11 protein-coding genes are annotated in these 15,786 nt (G+C 62.4%); 3 read left to right on the top strand and 8 right to left on the bottom strand.

The annotated features are described in order from the left end of the window. Positions 1-13 precede the first annotated feature (13 nt). Positions 14-1,039 carry a LacI family DNA-binding transcriptional regulator gene (locus tag M1E16_RS16515; protein ID WP_458127890.1) on the bottom strand — a complete coding sequence of 342 codons (1,026 nt, stop codon included), beginning with the start codon at positions 1,037-1,039 and terminating at the stop codon, positions 14-16. A gap of 242 nt (positions 1,040-1,281) precedes the next feature. Here M1E16_RS16515 and M1E16_RS16510 point away from each other — a divergent pair, with 242 nt between their 5' ends. Beyond that, entirely contained in the window at positions 1,282-3,435 is a 2,154-nt protein-coding gene (locus M1E16_RS16510) for a WG repeat-containing protein (RefSeq protein ID WP_458127889.1), read from the top strand. A gap of 150 nt (positions 3,436-3,585) precedes the next feature. On the opposite strand, the gene M1E16_RS16505 is transcribed toward M1E16_RS16510, so the two are convergent. Continuing rightward, positions 3,586-3,939, bottom strand: a complete 354-nt coding sequence (locus M1E16_RS16505) for a hypothetical protein (protein WP_434630368.1) — start codon at positions 3,937-3,939, stop codon at positions 3,586-3,588. Positions 3,940-4,370: 431 nt separating this feature from the next. Here M1E16_RS16505 and M1E16_RS16500 point away from each other — a divergent pair, with 431 nt between their 5' ends. Both M1E16_RS16500 and hpaR read left to right on the top strand, forming a co-directional pair. Next, positions 4,371-9,239: an NAD-glutamate dehydrogenase gene (locus M1E16_RS16500; RefSeq protein WP_458127888.1), complete on the top strand. Its 4,869-nt coding sequence runs from the start codon at positions 4,371-4,373 to the stop codon at positions 9,237-9,239. Between the two features lie 145 nt (positions 9,240-9,384). Continuing rightward, positions 9,385-9,807: a homoprotocatechuate degradation operon regulator HpaR gene (hpaR, locus tag M1E16_RS16495; RefSeq protein WP_458127887.1), complete on the top strand. Its 423-nt coding sequence runs from the start codon at positions 9,385-9,387 to the stop codon at positions 9,805-9,807. A 63-nt stretch (positions 9,808-9,870) separates the two neighbouring features. On the opposite strand, the gene hpaI is transcribed toward hpaR, so the two are convergent. From hpaI to hpaE, 6 genes are all read right to left on the bottom strand, one after another. Then, positions 9,871-10,668 carry a 4-hydroxy-2-oxoheptanedioate aldolase gene (hpaI, locus tag M1E16_RS16490; protein ID WP_458127886.1) on the bottom strand — a complete coding sequence of 266 codons (798 nt, stop codon included), beginning with the start codon at positions 10,666-10,668 and terminating at the stop codon, positions 9,871-9,873. A gap of 13 nt (positions 10,669-10,681) precedes the next feature. Beyond that, positions 10,682-11,485, bottom strand: coding sequence for a 2-oxo-hept-4-ene-1,7-dioate hydratase (gene hpaH / locus M1E16_RS16485; RefSeq protein WP_434573671.1), 804 nt, complete (start codon positions 11,483-11,485; stop codon positions 10,682-10,684). A gap of 11 nt (positions 11,486-11,496) precedes the next feature. Next, the gene (locus tag M1E16_RS16480; RefSeq protein WP_458127885.1) at positions 11,497-12,801 is read right to left on the bottom strand and encodes an MFS transporter; all 1,305 of its coding nucleotides are present in this window, start codon (positions 12,799-12,801) and stop codon (positions 11,497-11,499) included. A gap of 42 nt (positions 12,802-12,843) precedes the next feature. After that, positions 12,844-13,236, bottom strand: coding sequence for a 5-carboxymethyl-2-hydroxymuconate isomerase (locus M1E16_RS16475; RefSeq protein ID WP_458127884.1), 393 nt, complete (start codon positions 13,234-13,236; stop codon positions 12,844-12,846). A 22-nt stretch (positions 13,237-13,258) separates the two neighbouring features. Further along, positions 13,259-14,116, bottom strand: coding sequence for a 3,4-dihydroxyphenylacetate 2,3-dioxygenase (hpaD, locus tag M1E16_RS16470; protein WP_434601047.1), 858 nt, complete (start codon positions 14,114-14,116; stop codon positions 13,259-13,261). Positions 14,117-14,321: 205 nt separating this feature from the next. Beyond that, a complete protein-coding gene (gene hpaE / locus M1E16_RS16465) occupies positions 14,322-15,782 on the bottom strand; it encodes a 5-carboxymethyl-2-hydroxymuconate semialdehyde dehydrogenase (protein ID WP_434601046.1) in 1,461 nt (486 codons plus the stop codon). Positions 15,783-15,786: the final 4 nt, after the last annotated feature.

Genomic DNA, 15,786 nt, shown 5'->3' with positions numbered 1-15,786 from the left:
GGGGCCAGCCCGATCACCGCAAATTTCTCCGTGTCGACCCGCGCTCAATCAACCGCGCCGCAAAATCCAGGGTCTGCACCGGCCCGTTGTCCCCGCGCAAGCGCTTGAGCAGGCATTCGAATGCACGGGCGCCGATTTCGGCGGTGGGTTGGGCGAGGGCGGTGATGCCGCTGCCCACCAACGGGTACCAGTCCAGGTCATCCAGGGCGATCAGGCCGATGTCGTTGAACAAATGGCAACCGAGGTCGCGCAGTACCTGAGTGGCGGCCAGTGCGGCGATGCCGTTGGCGCAGAACAGTGCCTTGGGGCCCCGGTCCGGCTGGGCGAGAAAGGTCCTGATGCGTGCAAGGAGTTGATCGCCGGTTTCCACCACGGCCCCGGCCAGGGCTGGACGCCTTTCGATGCCGGTCTTGAAACTCTCGACCCGTTCGATCCGCGAGCTGGTGCCATCGAATGGCTCGGTCACCAGCAGCAGGTCGCGGTAGCCTCGCTGGTCAAGGTGATCGAGGGCCATCTCGACGGCCGCCGGGTTGTCCAGCCCGACCAGGTCGGTGTCGAGCCGGTCGACCTTGCGATCCACCAGCACCATGGGCATTTCGCTGCGCAGCTCGAACAGTTCGTCGCGGTGATGACCCAGGGTGTTCACGATCAGCCCTTCGATGTTGTAGGCGCGCAACAGCGCCAAGTGCTGGCGTTCCTGCTCGTCATCGCGGTCGGTGTTGCACACCACCAGGCTGTAGCCGTGGCGACGGCAAGCGGTTTCCACGCCATGCATCACGGCAATCGAATAAGGGTTGCGGATATCGGCCACGAGCATGCCGATCAGGCGGGTGCGCCCGCGCTTGAGGCCGCGGGCCATCTGGTTGGGCCGGTAGCCCAGCTCGTCGATCGCCTGCTCGATGCGCCGGGCGATGGCTTCGGAGAGCAGGGCGCGGCCTTCGCCAATGAAGCGCGAGACGCTGGCCTTGGAGACCCCGGCGCGCTCGGCAACATCAAGCATGGTCACGCGGCTGCGCTGGGCGGCGGAAAAAGAAGTCACGGATTAAACCTGCTTATTGGATTTATTAGCGGTTCTGAAACCGGTTTCAGGAAACACCAGAAGCTCATCGGGCGTCAAGGGCGGCGCGTCACAGGAGCGACCAACGGTGCTTCGCAGCAGCGGGGCCGTGGCGGCGCTTCAGGCAGGTCTTGTCAGAACCGGGCCAGGCAGGCGATTTGCAGCGCGCCGGGCCGTGTGTTTAGCTGCCTGACGTTCCCAGCCCCCTGACTGCCGAAGCCACCATGAACCTTACCCAGCCTCGTTTGAGATTGCTGTCGATATTGAGTGTGATCGTATTGGTGGTAGGCGGTACGTCCTACGCCCTGTTTCGTCACAGCGGCGCGCCGCAAGACGAAGGTTTTGTCGCCGCGGAAATCAACGAAGGGGGCCTGGAAGACATCGGCACGCTGGCGTGGCCCGAGGTGGAAAAGCGCCTCAACTATTTGCTTCAGGACACCGGGCAAACCCTGCGGTCCCTGGAGTTGGTCAGTGATGCGCAACTGAGCTTGTCCATCGAAACGAGCGAGTCTGCTGGCGAGCAGTCGTTGCAATACGAGCCGCTGTTTGTCCCGTTCACCAGCGCGCAACTGAAAGCTGAACTGGCGACGATCCAAGGCCTGCGTTTTGCCCAGGGGCTGCTTGCCGATGGCTCCGAAGTAAGGCTCGACACCAGCCGCCTCGATCCGCTCTGGAAGCGCGCCGCCACCCCGGATGAGCCAGTGGCCGAGCGGTACCTGCCGCAACGCCTGCGCTTTCGTGATGGCAGCGAAAAAGCCTTCGCCGAACTCAAGGCACCCTCCGAAATTGAGTCTGACGACATGATCGCGTCCCATGACGCCTTCTGGATCGATGTCAACAAGCCATTGGCGAGTATCGGCCTGACGGTTGCTTACCGCAGCTATCCGGCGTTCAGGAAAGTGCAACTGGACAAGGATCAGCCGAAAGTAACGCTGGACGACGGCCAATCCTTCCAGCTTACCGCCTTGGGCGACGCGAGCGCCTCCGTGCGCTTGAGCACGCCGAAGTCGTCGACTTTCGTCGTGCAGGGCCTGGATGGGACGGGCAAGGCGCTCTACAGCAACGGCAGCAGTTCGCGGACGTTTCCCTCCGAGGGCGATATCGCAGCGTTGCAGGACTATTACAAAGCGCTGCAGCAGACCAAGGATGATCTTAAGCAACTCAAGACCGGCCAGGCGGTGCAACAACAGCTGGAGCGCCTGACCGAAGCGCTTGTCGCCCAGGTGGGGCCGTTGAAAAACACCGAGGTCGAGTACCAGTTCGAGGCCACCCCGCAACGTATCGTCATTCATGTGCTCGAGCCGCTGGAAGACAACAGCGTTGAGTTCGGCCAGGTCGACAACGTCCTTGCGCCACAGGCGCGTTACATCGCTCTTGACCGGGGCACCGAGCGCTACGGCTTCATCGATGAGGCCGGCCAGTGGCTGACCAAGCCCCGTTGGGTACAGATACAGGACAGCCTGATGGCGGATGCCTACACGCTGTTTTCGGCCGCTAAGCCCAGCGACCCGGAGTCGGACGGGCAGGCGTTGCGCAGCCAGTTCGCCTATTTTCCCGCGGGCGGCAACAAGCTCGTCGATCTGCCATTCGAGTACATCGCCGAGGCATTGAGCGATGGCCTGCTGCTGGTGGAGCGAGAGACCAACGGCCCTTACGGGCTCTACGATGCCAGGAAGCATCGTTTCATCTTGCCGATGAAATTCGTCAACCCCACCGTGGCCGGCAAGGTGTTCATTGCCCGTCTCGGCAAGCGCACCGATCTCATGGAAGGCCTGTACGGCGCCTATACCCTGGAGGGTAAGGAAATCCTGCCAGCGCAGTTTTCCGGCATCGAGCACAGCGAGGGTTACCTCTACGCCAGTCCCGCCGATCGGACCCGGCAGGATGTCTACAACCTGGACGGCAAGCGGATCAACCCCGAGGGATACAACACGTCAGGTCGCTTCGTGGGGCAGCAACCGCTGCTCGTGCAGGAGGTTAAAAGCAAGAAGTTCGCGTTTATCAATCGCCAGGGCGTGCGGCTGCCTATCAAATTGCCGTATGACGAGGTGGAGCCGTTTTCCAACGGCATGGCGGTGGTCGGGCGCGATGGCAGCTACGGTGCCATCGACCTGGCCGGCAGGCTGAAGGTGCCGCTGGAGTACGACCGGCTCAACGCCTTCCAGACCCGCTACGCAGCCGCCACCCGGGCCGGTGGTGGTTCTGCCCTGGTGTTGATCAGTCAAGACAACAAACTGTTCAAGAAACTGGGCTCCTACACCAGCATGAAGGTGCCGGATAACGGCAATGACGCCCGTTATTATGTAAGGGGACCGGGTGATAGCGATGAATATCTGGTGTATGACGCGGATGGCAATCTGGTGAAGGAGGGCGAATAAAGCCGCCCCCCTGTGGCGAGGGAGCTTGCTCCCGCTCGGCTGCGCAGCAGTCGCAAATCGGCCGGCGCGGTTTGCCTGCCGGATTTGTGGTGCCTGGTTTTGGGGTTGCTGCGCAACCCAGCGGGAGCAAGCTCCCTCGCCACGGGGATCTCAGAGCTGGCTGAGGTAAGTACCGGTTCCCTTGAGGATGTTCTGCAACGTCAGTTCCACTTCCGCCAGATCCGTCACGTTTGCGTCGTAGGTTATCTCCAGCACGTCATCACCGTTGAGTGCATCGGCATCCGCCGCGGCGATTTCGATTTTCAACAAGGTTGGGCTGAGGGTGACCTTGACGCCTTCCAACGTCGAAGGCTCGCCGTCGAGGGTGATCTCCAGTTCGTCTTCGTCGGGATAGCGGGTCATCAGGAACATGTCGCCCTGGTTGCTGTGGCAGCACAGCATGGCCATGTTGTCCTCTTCTTCGTCGCACGGGTTGGCGATCAGCAGGGCGGTGGTCATTTGCATGGGGGAGGGCTCCTGGCTCGATGAGCCTTGCGGGGGTGAAAAAGGGAATTCTGCCAGTCCGGACGATTTTCTGCAGGATTACCACCTTCGGGTGCCGTTTGGGCTCCAGGCTGCTAGGGTTGTTCGATGCAGAGCGGTCATAACGCTAGCCGATGACCGAATATGTCGCAGCGTTGCAAGCAGGCACATTGTCGCACTCGTTAAGCTGCGCAACGGATGTGCACCTGCAAAGGCCACCCGAGGGTGTTTTTTGCAGGTGTCCATGACATGGAATTACATGGAAAAGGATGTGACCTGCGGGTCTCGTCCAGCTTCACCCACCTGTCATCCTGTTTCCTCTGCCCGAGAATCAGGAACAGGATGGCCGACGGCCCCGAAAGGGGTTGCACGCGACGCTACCATCAATAACAAGCCCAAGCGGAGTACCACAGATGGCGTTCTTCACCGCAGCCAGCAAAGCCGACTTCCAGCACCAACTGCAAGCGGCACTGGCGCAGCACATCAGTGAACAGGCACTGCCACAAGTGGCGCTGTTCGCTGAACAATTCTTCGGCATCATTTCCCTCGATGAACTCACCCAGCGCCGGTTGTCCGACCTCGCCGGCTGCACCCTGTCCGCCTGGCGCCTGCTTGAGCGCTTCGATCACGCGCAACCGCAGGTGCGTGTCTACAACCCCGATTATGAACGTCACGGCTGGCAGTCGACCCACACCGCCGTCGAAGTGCTGCACCACGACCTGCCATTTCTGGTGGACTCGGTCCGCACCGAGCTGAACCGTCGCGGCTACAGCATCCATACCCTGCAAACCACCGTCCTGAGCGTGCGTCGCGGCAGCAAGGGCGAGTTGCTGGAAATCCTGCCCAAAGGCACCCAGGGCGACGACGTGCTGCAAGAGTCGTTGATGTACCTGGAGATCGATCGCTGCGCCAATGCCGCTGAACTCAATGTCCTGAGCAAGGAACTTGAGCAGGTGCTGGGCGAAGTGCGCGTGGCCGTGGCCGATTTCGAGCCGATGAAAGCCAAGGTCCGGGAAATCCTCGCGAGCCTGGACAACAGCGCCTACACCACCGATGCCGACGAAAAAGCCGAAATCAAGAGCTTCCTGGAATGGCTGGTGGGCAACCACTTCACTTTCCTCGGCTATGAAGAGTTCGTGGTTCGCGATGAAGCCGACGGCGGCCACATCGAATACGATCCTGAATCGTTCCTCGGCCTGACCAAATTGCTGCGCGCCGGCCTGACCGCCGAAGACCTGCGCATCGAAGACTACGCGGTCAATTACCTGCGCGAACCGACCGTGTTGTCGTTCGCCAAGGCCGCGCACCCAAGCCGCGTGCACCGTCCGGCCTACCCGGACTACGTGTCGATCCGTGAAATCGACGCCAACGGCAAGGTCATCAAGGAATGCCGTTTCATGGGCCTGTACACCTCTTCGGTGTACGGCGAAAGCGTGCGGGTCATTCCGTATATCCGTCGCAAGGTCGAGGAAATCGAACGTCGTTCGGGCTTCCAGGCCAAGGCGCACCTGGGCAAGGAACTGGCCCAGGTGGTCGAAGTGCTGCCCCGTGACGACCTGTTCCAGACCCCGGTGGACGAGCTGTTCAGCACCGTGATGTCCATCGTGCAGATCCAGGAACGCAACAAGATCCGCGTGTTCCTGCGCAAGGACCCGTACGGTCGTTTCTGCTACTGCCTGGCCTATGTGCCGCGTGACATCTATTCCACCGAAGTGCGCCAGAAGATCCAGCAAGTGCTGATGGATCGCCTGAAGGCGTCGGACTGCGAGTTCTGGACGTTCTTCTCTGAATCCGTACTGGCTCGCGTGCAACTGATCCTGCGCGTGGACCCGAAAAACCGTCTCGACATCGACCCGGTCCTGCTGGAAAAAGAAGTCGTGCAGGCCTGCCGCAGCTGGAAAGACGACTACGCCAGCCTGGTGATCGAGAGCTTCGGCGAAGCCCAGGGCACCAACGTGCTGTCGGACTTCCCGAAAGGCTTCCCGGCCGGCTACCGCGAGCGTTTTGCCGCGCACTCGGCTGTAGTGGACATGCAACACCTGCTGAGCCTGAATGAAACCAATCCGCTGGTGATGAGCTTCTACCAGCCGTTGGGCCAGGTGTCCGGCCAGCGTGAGCTGCACTGCAAGCTGTATCACGCCGACACGCCGCTGGCGCTGTCCGACGTGCTGCCGATCCTGGAGAACCTCGGCCTGCGCGTGCTGGGCGAGTTCCCGTATCGCCTGCGCCACACCAACGGCCGCGAGTTCTGGATTCACGATTTCGCGTTCACCGCCGCCGAAGGCCTCGACCTCGACATCCAGCAACTCAACGACACCCTGCAGGACGCCTTTGTCCACATCGTCCGTGGCGATGCCGAGAACGATGCGTTCAACCGCCTGGTGCTGACCGCCGGCCTGCCATGGCGCGACGTGGCGTTGCTGCGTGCCTACGCCCGCTACCTGAAGCAGATCCGCCTGGGCTTCGACCTCGGCTACATCGCCAGCACCCTGAACAACCACACCGACATCGCTCGCGAGCTGACCCGGTTGTTCAAGACGCGTTTCTACCTGGCGCGCAAGCTCAGCGGCGATGACCTGGAAGACAAGCAACAGCGTCTGGAACAGGCGATCCTCACCGCCCTCGACGATGTGCAGGTGCTCAATGAAGACCGCATCCTGCGTCGTTACCTGGACCTGATCAAGGCGACCCTGCGGACCAACTTCTACCAGACCGACGCCAACGGCCATAACAAGTCGTACTTCAGCTTCAAGTTCAACCCGCACCTGATTCCGGAACTGCCGAAGCCGGTGCCCAAGTTCGAGATCTTCGTCTACTCGCCACGGGTCGAAGGCGTGCACCTGCGCTTCGGCAACGTCGCTCGCGGTGGACTGCGCTGGTCCGACCGCGAGGAAGACTACCGCACCGAAGTACTCGGCCTGGTAAAAGCCCAGCAAGTGAAGAACTCGGTGATCGTGCCGGTGGGCGCCAAGGGCGGTTTCCTGCCGCGTCGCCTGCCATTGGGCGGCAGCCGGGACGAGATCGCGGCCGAGGGCATCGCCTGCTACCGCATCTTCATTTCGGGCCTGCTGGACATCACCGACAACCTGAAGGACGGCGCCCTGGTGCCGCCGGCCAACGTCGTGCGGCATGACGATGATGACCCGTACCTGGTGGTGGCGGCGGACAAAGGCACCGCGACCTTCTCCGACATCGCCAACGGCATTGCCATCGACTACGGCTTCTGGCTGGGTGACGCGTTCGCCTCCGGCGGTTCGGCCGGCTACGACCACAAGAAAATGGGCATCACCGCCAAGGGCGCGTGGGTTGGCGTACAGCGTCACTTCCGCGAGCGCGGCATCAACGTGCAGGAAGACAGCATCACCGTGGTGGGCGTCGGCGACATGGCCGGCGACGTGTTCGGCAACGGTTTGCTGATGTCCGACAAGCTGCAACTGGTCGCGGCCTTCAACCACCTGCACATCTTCATCGACCCGAACCCGGAGCCTGCCAGCAGTTTCGCCGAGCGCAAGCGTCTGTTCGACCTGCCGCGTTCGGCCTGGACCGACTACGACGCCAGCATCATGTCCGAAGGCGGCGGTATCTTCTCGCGCAGCGCGAAGAGCATCGCGATTTCGCCGCAGATGAAAGAGCGCTTCGACATCAAGGCCGACAAGCTGACCCCGACCGAGCTGCTGAACGCCTTGCTCAAGGCGCCGGTAGACCTGTTGTGGAACGGCGGTATCGGCACCTACGTCAAGGCCAGCACCGAAAGCCACGCCGATGTCGGCGACAAGGCCAACGATGCGTTGCGCGTGAACGGTAACGAGCTGCGCTGCAAGGTGGTGGGCGAGGGCGGCAACCTAGGCATGACCCAGCTCGGTCGCGTCGAGTTCGGCCTGCATGGCGGCGCCACCAACACCGACTTCATCGACAACGCCGGCGGCGTGGACTGCTCCGACCACGAAGTGAACATCAAGATCCTGCTCAACGAAGTGGTGCAGGCCGGCGACATGACCGACAAGCAACGCAACCAGTTGCTGGCGAGCATGACCGACGAAGTCGGCGGCCTGGTGTTGGGCAACAACTACAAGCAGACCCAGGCCCTGTCCCTGGCGGCGCGTCGCGCCTTTGTGCGGATCGCCGAATACAAGCGTCTGATGAACGACCTGGAAGCTCGCGGCAAGCTGGACCGTGCCATCGAGTTCCTGCCGACCGAAGACCAACTGGCCGAACGTGTCGCGGCAGGCCAGGGCCTGACCCGTGCCGAGCTTTCGGTACTGATCTCGTACAGCAAGATCGACCTCAAGGAAGCGCTGCTCAACTCCCTGGTGCCGGACGATGACTACCTGACCCGGGACATGGAGACGGCTTTCCCGCCAACGCTGGTGAGCAAGTTCTCCGAGGCCATGCGTCGCCATCGCCTGAAACGCGAGATCGTCAGCACCCAGATCGCCAACGACCTGGTCAACCACATGGGCATCACGTTCGTCCAGCGGTTGAAAGAGTCGACCGGCATGAGCCCGGCGAACGTGGCCGGTGCTTATGTAATCGTTCGGGACATCTTCCATCTCCCGCACTGGTTCCGTCAGATCGAAGCCCTGGACCACCAGGTTTCCGCCGACGTGCAACTGGAGCTGATGGACGAGCTGATGCGCCTGGGCCGTCGCGCCACGCGCTGGTTCCTGCGCAGCCGCCGCAACGAGCAGAATGCTGCCCGTGACGTCGCTCACTTCGGTCCGCACCTGGCGGCGTTGGGCCTCAAGCTCGACGAACTGCTGGAAGGCCCGACCCGCGAAGGCTGGCAGACCCGCTACCAGGCCTACGTGGCCGCCGGCGTGCCGGAGTTGCTGGCGCGCATGGTTGCCGGCACCACGCACCTGTACACCTTGCTGCCGATCATCGAGGCGTCCGACGTCACCGGCCAGAACGCCGCCGATGTGGCCAAGGCCTACTTCGCCGTGGGCAGTGCGCTGGACATCACCTGGTACCTGCAACAGATCAGCGCCTTGCCGGTTGAAAACAACTGGCAGGCCCTGGCCCGTGAAGCGTTCCGCGATGACATAGACTGGCAGCAGCGGGCGATCACCATCTCGGTCCTGCAGGAAGGCGACGGTAGCCAGGACGTGGAAACCCGTCTGGCGCTGTGGCTGGAGCAGCACCACGAGATGGTCGAGCGCTGGCGCGCCATGCTGGTGGACATTCGTGCCGCCAGCGGCACCGACTACGCCATGTACGCAGTCGCCAACCGCGAACTGCTCGACCTGGCGTTGAGCGGTCAGGCGGTCGTCACGGCCAACTGATACACCGCTGAATGAAGAAGCCCCGCCTCGAGAGAAGCGGGGCTTTTTTATGGGTTTTCAAACACTTCGCACAAAGCTGAGTGTTCCAGCGTGAAGCTGATAAGATTTGGTTAACTCATTAACTATTTTTCCGCGAAAACATGTCATGCCCAAACCCCGGCAATCCCTGACCTTGACCCTGCTGCAGGCCCGTGAAGCGGCCATGGCTTTTTTCCGTCCATCGCTGAACCAGCACGGGTTGACCGAGCAACAGTGGCGGGTCATCCGCATCCTCAGCCAGCATGACGAGCTGGAAATCAATCGCCTGGCCGAACTGGCTTGTATCCTCAAGCCGAGCATGACCGGCGTACTGGTGCGCATGGAAGCAGCGGGCATGGTCGTGCGGCGCAAGGCCGAACAGGACCAGCGCCGCGTGCTGGTGCGCCTGGCACCCCAGGGCCAGGCATGCTTCGACTCGATGAGCCAGAGCATGGAGGAAAACTACCAGCGTCTACAGGGGCGGTTGGGGGAGGAGAAATTGCGGACGTTGTTGGGGTTGCTTGAAGATCTCAAGACAATCAAACGCTAGAAGGCGCGAGTGGTTCACCTTGTGGTGAGGGAGCTTGCTCCCTCACCACAAGGTGACGGTGAGTCAGTAGACGCCACCGGTCGATGGTTTTGGAGTGTTCTTGAACGTCGCGGCCAAGGTTTGTAACCCGCGCATCAGCACCGTCGTGTCCACGCCCACGGCGACAAAGGCTGCGCCGAGTTCGATGTAGCGTCGGGCGAGTGTCTCGTCGGCGCTGAGGATCCCGGCCGCTTTGCCCGCCTGGCGAATGCGCGCGATGGCGTCCTCGATGGCGGCTTGCACTTGCGGGTGGCCGGGATTGCCGCGATGGCCCATCGATGCGCTCAAGTCCGCTGGGCCGATGAACACCCCGTCGACGCCCTCGATGGCGGCGATGGCGTCCAGGTTGGCGAGTCCCTCGCAGCTCTCGATCTGTACCAGCAGGCACATCTGCTCGTCGGCGTGGTCGAGGTAGCCGGCAATGCTGTTCCAGCGCGAGGCCCGGGCCAGTGCGCTGCCGACGCCGCGTACACCGTGGGGCGGGTAATGCATGGCGCGCACCAGTTCGCTGGCTTGGGCGGCGCTTTCCACCATCGGCACCAGCAGCGTTTGCGCGCCGATATCGAGCAGTTGCTTGATCAGTGCCGTGTCGCCGATCACCGGGCGAATCACCGGTTGGCCGGGGTAGGGCGCGATGGCCTGGAGCTGGCCAAGCAGGGTGCGCAGGTCGTTGGGCGCGTGTTCACCGTCGATCAGCAACCAGTCGAATCCGGCATTGGCCGCCAGCTCCGCGCAGTAGGCGTCGGCCAGGCCCAGCCACAGGCCGATTTGTGCTTCACCGCTGCGCAGGCGTTGCTTGAAGGTATTGACGGGCATGTCCATGAAAACTCTCCGGTCAGACGAAGCGGCAGGCGATGGAGCCGAGCATGTCGTAGTCGACATGGAAGGTATCGCCCGGATTGGCCGCCACCGGGCGGGTAAAAGAGCCGCCCAGGATGATCTGGCCCGGCTGCAGCGTGACGTCGTACGCCGCCAGTTTGTTCGCCAGCCAGGCCACGCCCTTGGCCGGGTGATTGAGCACCGCCGCCGACACGCCGGACTCCTCGATCACGCCGTTGCGATAGAGCACTGCCGGCACTTTGCGCAGGTCGATCTCGGTGGGCCGCACGGCACGGCCGCCCATGACCACGCCGGCATTCGCGGCGTTGTCGGAAATGGTATCGAAGACCTTGCGGGTGACCTTGGTCTGCGGGTCGATCTGCTGGATACGCGCATCGATGATTTCCAGCGCCGGAATCACCCATTCGGTGGCATCAAGCACGTCGAACAGCGTCACGTTCGGGCCTTTGAGCGGCTTGCCGAGAATGAACGCCAGCTCGACTTCCACGCGCGGCACGATGAAGCGTTCGAACGGAATGTCGCTGCCTTCATCGAAAAACATGTCGTCCAGCAGCGCGCCATAATCCGGTTCGGTGATATTCGACGAGACCTGCATCGCGCGGGAAGTCAGGCCGATCTTGTGGCCGACCAGCTTGCGCCCGTCGTTGATTTTTTGCGCGACCCAGGCGCGCTGGATGGCGTAGGCGTCATCGATGGTGATGCCTGGATGGTCGAGGGAAAATTGCCGCACCTGTTCACGGGAGCGTTCGGCTTGGTCAAGGCGCGCGGCGGCTTGCTGGATGAGGCTTTGATCGAGCATGACAAGGGTCTCTATTGTGGATTGACGATGGCCGCCCGGGTGCGCAGCACCAACAGGCCACCCAGGGCGATGAGCAGTGCCAGGACGTAAAGGGCCAGGCTGGCGCTCTGGGTGGTGTCGCGCATCCAGCCGATCAGGTAGGGCGCGAAGAACGAAGCGATGCTGCCGAAGGAACTGATCAGTGCGATGCCGGCGGCCTGGGTGCTGTTGGACAGGAACGCCGGTGGCAGTTGCCAGAACATCGGCAACGCGGCACTGGCGCCCATGCCGGCGAGGATCAGGCCGCCCAGCACCAGGGTCGGATTAGCTGGGGAAAGCCCGGCGACGGCAATGCCGGCCGCCGCCATCAACAGCGGCACGCACAGGTGCCAGCGGCGTTCGCGGTGGTGATCGGACGAGCGTCCGCAACCGATCATGAAGAAACAGCCAGCCAGGTAAGGCACGGCGCTGAGCAGCCCGACCTTGCCATCGCTGCCGATGCCGGCGCCATGGATCAACGTGGGCATCCAGAACGCCAGGGTGTTGACCGCCAGCATCACCGCGAAATACACCGCCACCAGCAGCCAGACCTGCGGGTTGCCGAGAATGGCCGAGAACGAGGTGATGGATTTGCGCTGTTCTTCGTGGCTCAGTTGCTCGCGCAGTTGCTGCTTGGCGTCGATGCTGAGCCAGTTGACCGTCTCGAAGCTGTCGGGCAGGCACTTGAGCACCACCAGGCCGAGCAGGATCACCGGCAAGCCTTCGATGATGAACATCCATTGCCAGCCGCGCAGGCCGCCGAAGTCATGGAAGTGTTCCAGTATGCCGCCCGACAACGGCCCGCCGATCACGCCCGCCATCGGCACGGCAATGGCAAACAGCGCCGTGACCTGGGCCCGGCGCCGCGCCGGGTACCAGCGGTTGAGAAAGACCAGGATGCCTGGGAAAAACCCGGCCTCGGCGACGCCCAGCAAGAAGCGCAACACGTAGAACCCGCTGGCGCTTTCGATGAGGAACATGCCGGTCGACAACGCGCCCCAGACCACCATCAGCGTGGCGATCCAGCGACGTGGGCCGACCCGGTCCAGGGCCATGTTGCTCGGCACGCCGAACAGCGCATAGGCGATGAAGAACAGACCGGCGCCGAAGCCATAGACCGTGTCGCTGAATTGCAGGTCGGCGCTCATCTGCATCTTGGCGAAGCCGATGTTGATGCGGTCCAGGTGGGCAAAGAGGTAACAGACCAGCAACAGCGGCATCAGCCGCCAGGTGATGCTGGCATGGGTGCGGTCGTGCGCGAGGGTGCCGCCGGTGTCGGCAGTATTGGCTGTGCTCATGATCTTGTACTTTTTGTCTGAGAGGCCGATGGGACGAACGGGCTAGCTGGGCTGGCCCTTGAGAAAGGCGTGGACGTTGTTGGCCTTGAAGTTGAGCTGCTCGTGCAGCTCGATCATCTCGAACGACAACGCCAGCAGGCGTTGGGCCTGCAAGTCGGCGAAGTGCGTCGTGATCAGTTCGAAGAGTTTTTCCGCGACCTTTTGCCGGGTGGCCAGGTCGCGACCATGGCCGACCTTGAGCGTCATATGGACGAAGGCGTAGTCGTGCTTGCCGTCGGCCATGCGCCAGGTGTCCAGGCGCATGCCACGGCTGCGGATGCCGCCCAAGGGAAACACGCCGCTGTCGCCTAGCAACAGGTGGACCTTTTCAAACAGGCCGGGCAGGTCGGCCTGCTGCTCGATGTTATCGGTGTATTCCGCGATGAAATGGGGCATGGGGGCCTCCTGCAGCTACTGTTCAGACTGGAAAAATCGCGTTGATCTGGCCGGTGCCGGAGCTGCCGAAGGGCTCGGTGATGATTTCGGCGGGTTTGGCGTAGTCCGGCCCGCCGAGCAGCCCCAGCAGCATCGCCGTGTCGTGCATCTTGCCTTCGCCGAAGCAATGTTCGGCGTAGTCCGGCAGCATGGCGCAGAACTCTTTCCAGCGGCCTTCGCGCCACAACTTCACGACGTGCAGATCGACCTGCTTGTCGAATTCCCGCGTCCAGTTGTGGATGTTCGCTTCGGCGTTGCGGTCGTCGGAGAAACGGTGGGACAGCGAGCCGGAGGCCAGGACCAGGACCTTGCGGTCGCTCTTCTCGATGGCCCGGCGCACGGCGGCGCCGAAGGCGAAGCTGTCCTGCAGGCGGTGCCAGGCGCACCAGGCGGCAATCGACACCACGTTGAATTTCTGCTCCGCCGGTACATCCATGTGCATGTAGCGCATCGGCACCAAGGTGCCGTATTCCAGTTCGAGGCTGGGGATGTTGTGGGCCAGGGTCCTGATATCGGCGGCATTGGCTTCGGCGGCGATCAACTCGCCCAGCTCCGGGCAACCCGGGTATTCGTACTCCATGTTCTTGATGAAGTGCGGCAGTTCGTTGCTGGTGTAGATGCCTTTGAAATGCGCGCCGCTGTTGACGTGATAAGCGCTGTTGACCAGCCAGTGCACGTCGAACACCACGGCGGTATCGGCGCCCAGTTCACGGGCGCGACGGCCGATTTCCTTGTGCCCGGCGATCGCTGCCGCGCGGCAGCCATGATGCTTGCCGGGCAGCTCGGACAGGTACATCGAGGGAACGTGGCAGATCTTCGCAGCCAGGACGACTTCGCCCATGATGATTCTCCTGAAATGTTGTTCTTGTTGATCTTCAAAACGGTGAAGCAGGTCTTGCCGATCAGCTCTCGTGGCGAGGGAGCTTGCTCCCGCTGGGACGGTCCGACGCTTCGGGCGAAGCGGCCCCATTTTTTTGCGATCGCTGCGCAATCGAGCGGGAGCAAGCTCCCTCGCCACGGGGCCATCGTCGCCAAAGAGGCTTGGGCTACACCCCCCAGCGCGGAATATGATGGCTGCCCATGGAGATGCACACGTTCTTGATCTCGGCGAAGACTTCGAAGCTGTACTGTCCGCCTTCGCGGCCGGTTCCGGAACCCTTTACGCCACCGAAAGGCTGGCGCAGGTCGCGCACGTTCTGGCTGTTGATGAACACCATGCCGGCCTCGATGCCGTGAGCCAGGCGATGGGCCTTGCCGATGTCCTGGGTCCAGATATAGGACGCCAGGCCATATTCGGTAGCGTTGGCCAACCGCAAGGCTTCGGCCTCGTCCTTGAACGGAATCAGGCACACCACCGGGCCGAAGATTTCTTCCTGGGCGATGCGCATGTTGTTGTTCACGTCGGCGAACACCGTCGGCTGGATGAACTGGCCGCGACTCAGATGCGCCGGCAGATTGGCCGGACGCTCCAGGCCACCAGCGAGCAGGGTGGCGCCTTCTTCGAGACCGATCCTGATGTAGCCGGTGACCTTGTCATAATGGGCCTGGGTGATCATCGAGCCGACCTGGGTCTTGGGGTCCTGCGGGTCGCCGACGATCAGGCGTCTGGCGCGGGCGGCGAACTCAGCTACGAACTGCGGGTAGACACTTTCCTGGATGAAGATCCGGCTGCCGGCGGTGCAGCGCTCGCCGTTCAACGAGAAGATGGTGAACAGTGCCGCGTCGAGGGCACGGTCAAGATCGGCGTCTTCGAAAATCAGTACCGGTGATTTTCCCCCCAGTTCCATCGAGTACTTTTTAAGGCCAGCGGTCTGCATGATTTTCTTGCCGGTGGCGGTGCCGCCGGTGAAAGAAATCGCCCGCACGTCCGGGTGACGCACCAACGCATCGCCGGCCGTGGCGCCGTAGCCCTGGATCACGTTGAGCACCCCGTTGGGAATGCCGGCCTCGACGGCCAGGCGCCCGAGTTCGTTGGCGGTCAGCGGCGACAGCTCGGACATTTTCAGCACGGCGGTATTGCCCAGTGCCAGGCATGGCGCGGTCTTCCAGGTCGCGGTCATGAACGGCACGTTCCACGGCGAGACCAAGGCGCAGACACCCACCGGCTGGTACAGGGTGTAGTTGAGCATCTGGTCGTCGACCGGGTAGGTGTGGCCGTCCATTCGGGTGCAGACTTCGGCGAAGAAATCGAAGTTGTGGGAGGCCCTTGGGATCAGCACGTTCCTGGTCTGGTGGATCGGCAAGCCGGTGTCGAGGGTTTCCAGTTCGGCCAGTTTCGGCACGTTCTGTTCGATCAGCTCGCCGAGTTTGCGCATCAGCCGGGCCCGTTCTTTCGCCGGGGTGTTGGCCCATTTCGGAAACGCTGCCTTGGCCGCCGCGACAGCCTGGGCGACTTCCTCGGCGCCGCCGCTTGCGACTTCGCCAATGGCCTCGCCGGTGGCGGGGTTGTAGTTGACGAAGACGTCTTTGCTCTCGACCTCACGGCCATCGATCCAGTGTTTGATCATGCTG

This window comes from Pseudomonas sp. Z2-11 (assembly GCF_054161305.1).
The sequence above is the reverse complement of the archived record's forward strand: the minus strand, read 5'-3'. Positions and strand labels throughout refer to the sequence as shown.

Coding starts and splice junctions, on each gene's coding strand:
- M1E16_RS16480 (WP_458127885.1), bottom strand. CDS start 12,801: ATGAGCACAGCCAATACTGCCGACACCGGCGGCACCCTCGCGCACGAC.
- M1E16_RS16510 (WP_458127889.1), top strand. CDS start 1,282: ATGAACCTTACCCAGCCTCGTTTGAGATTGCTGTCGATATTGAGTGTG.
- hpaR (WP_458127887.1), top strand. CDS start 9,385: ATGCCCAAACCCCGGCAATCCCTGACCTTGACCCTGCTGCAGGCCCGT.
- M1E16_RS16475 (WP_458127884.1), bottom strand. CDS start 13,236: ATGCCCCATTTCATCGCGGAATACACCGATAACATCGAGCAGCAGGCC.
- M1E16_RS16500 (WP_458127888.1), top strand. CDS start 4,371: ATGGCGTTCTTCACCGCAGCCAGCAAAGCCGACTTCCAGCACCAACTG.
- hpaE (WP_434601046.1), bottom strand. CDS start 15,782: ATGATCAAACACTGGATCGATGGCCGTGAGGTCGAGAGCAAAGACGTC.
- hpaI (WP_458127886.1), bottom strand. CDS start 10,668: ATGGACATGCCCGTCAATACCTTCAAGCAACGCCTGCGCAGCGGTGAA.
- M1E16_RS16505 (WP_434630368.1), bottom strand. CDS start 3,939: ATGCAAATGACCACCGCCCTGCTGATCGCCAACCCGTGCGACGAAGAA.
- hpaH (WP_434573671.1), bottom strand. CDS start 11,485: ATGCTCGATCAAAGCCTCATCCAGCAAGCCGCCGCGCGCCTTGACCAA.
- hpaD (WP_434601047.1), bottom strand. CDS start 14,116: ATGGGCGAAGTCGTCCTGGCTGCGAAGATCTGCCACGTTCCCTCGATG.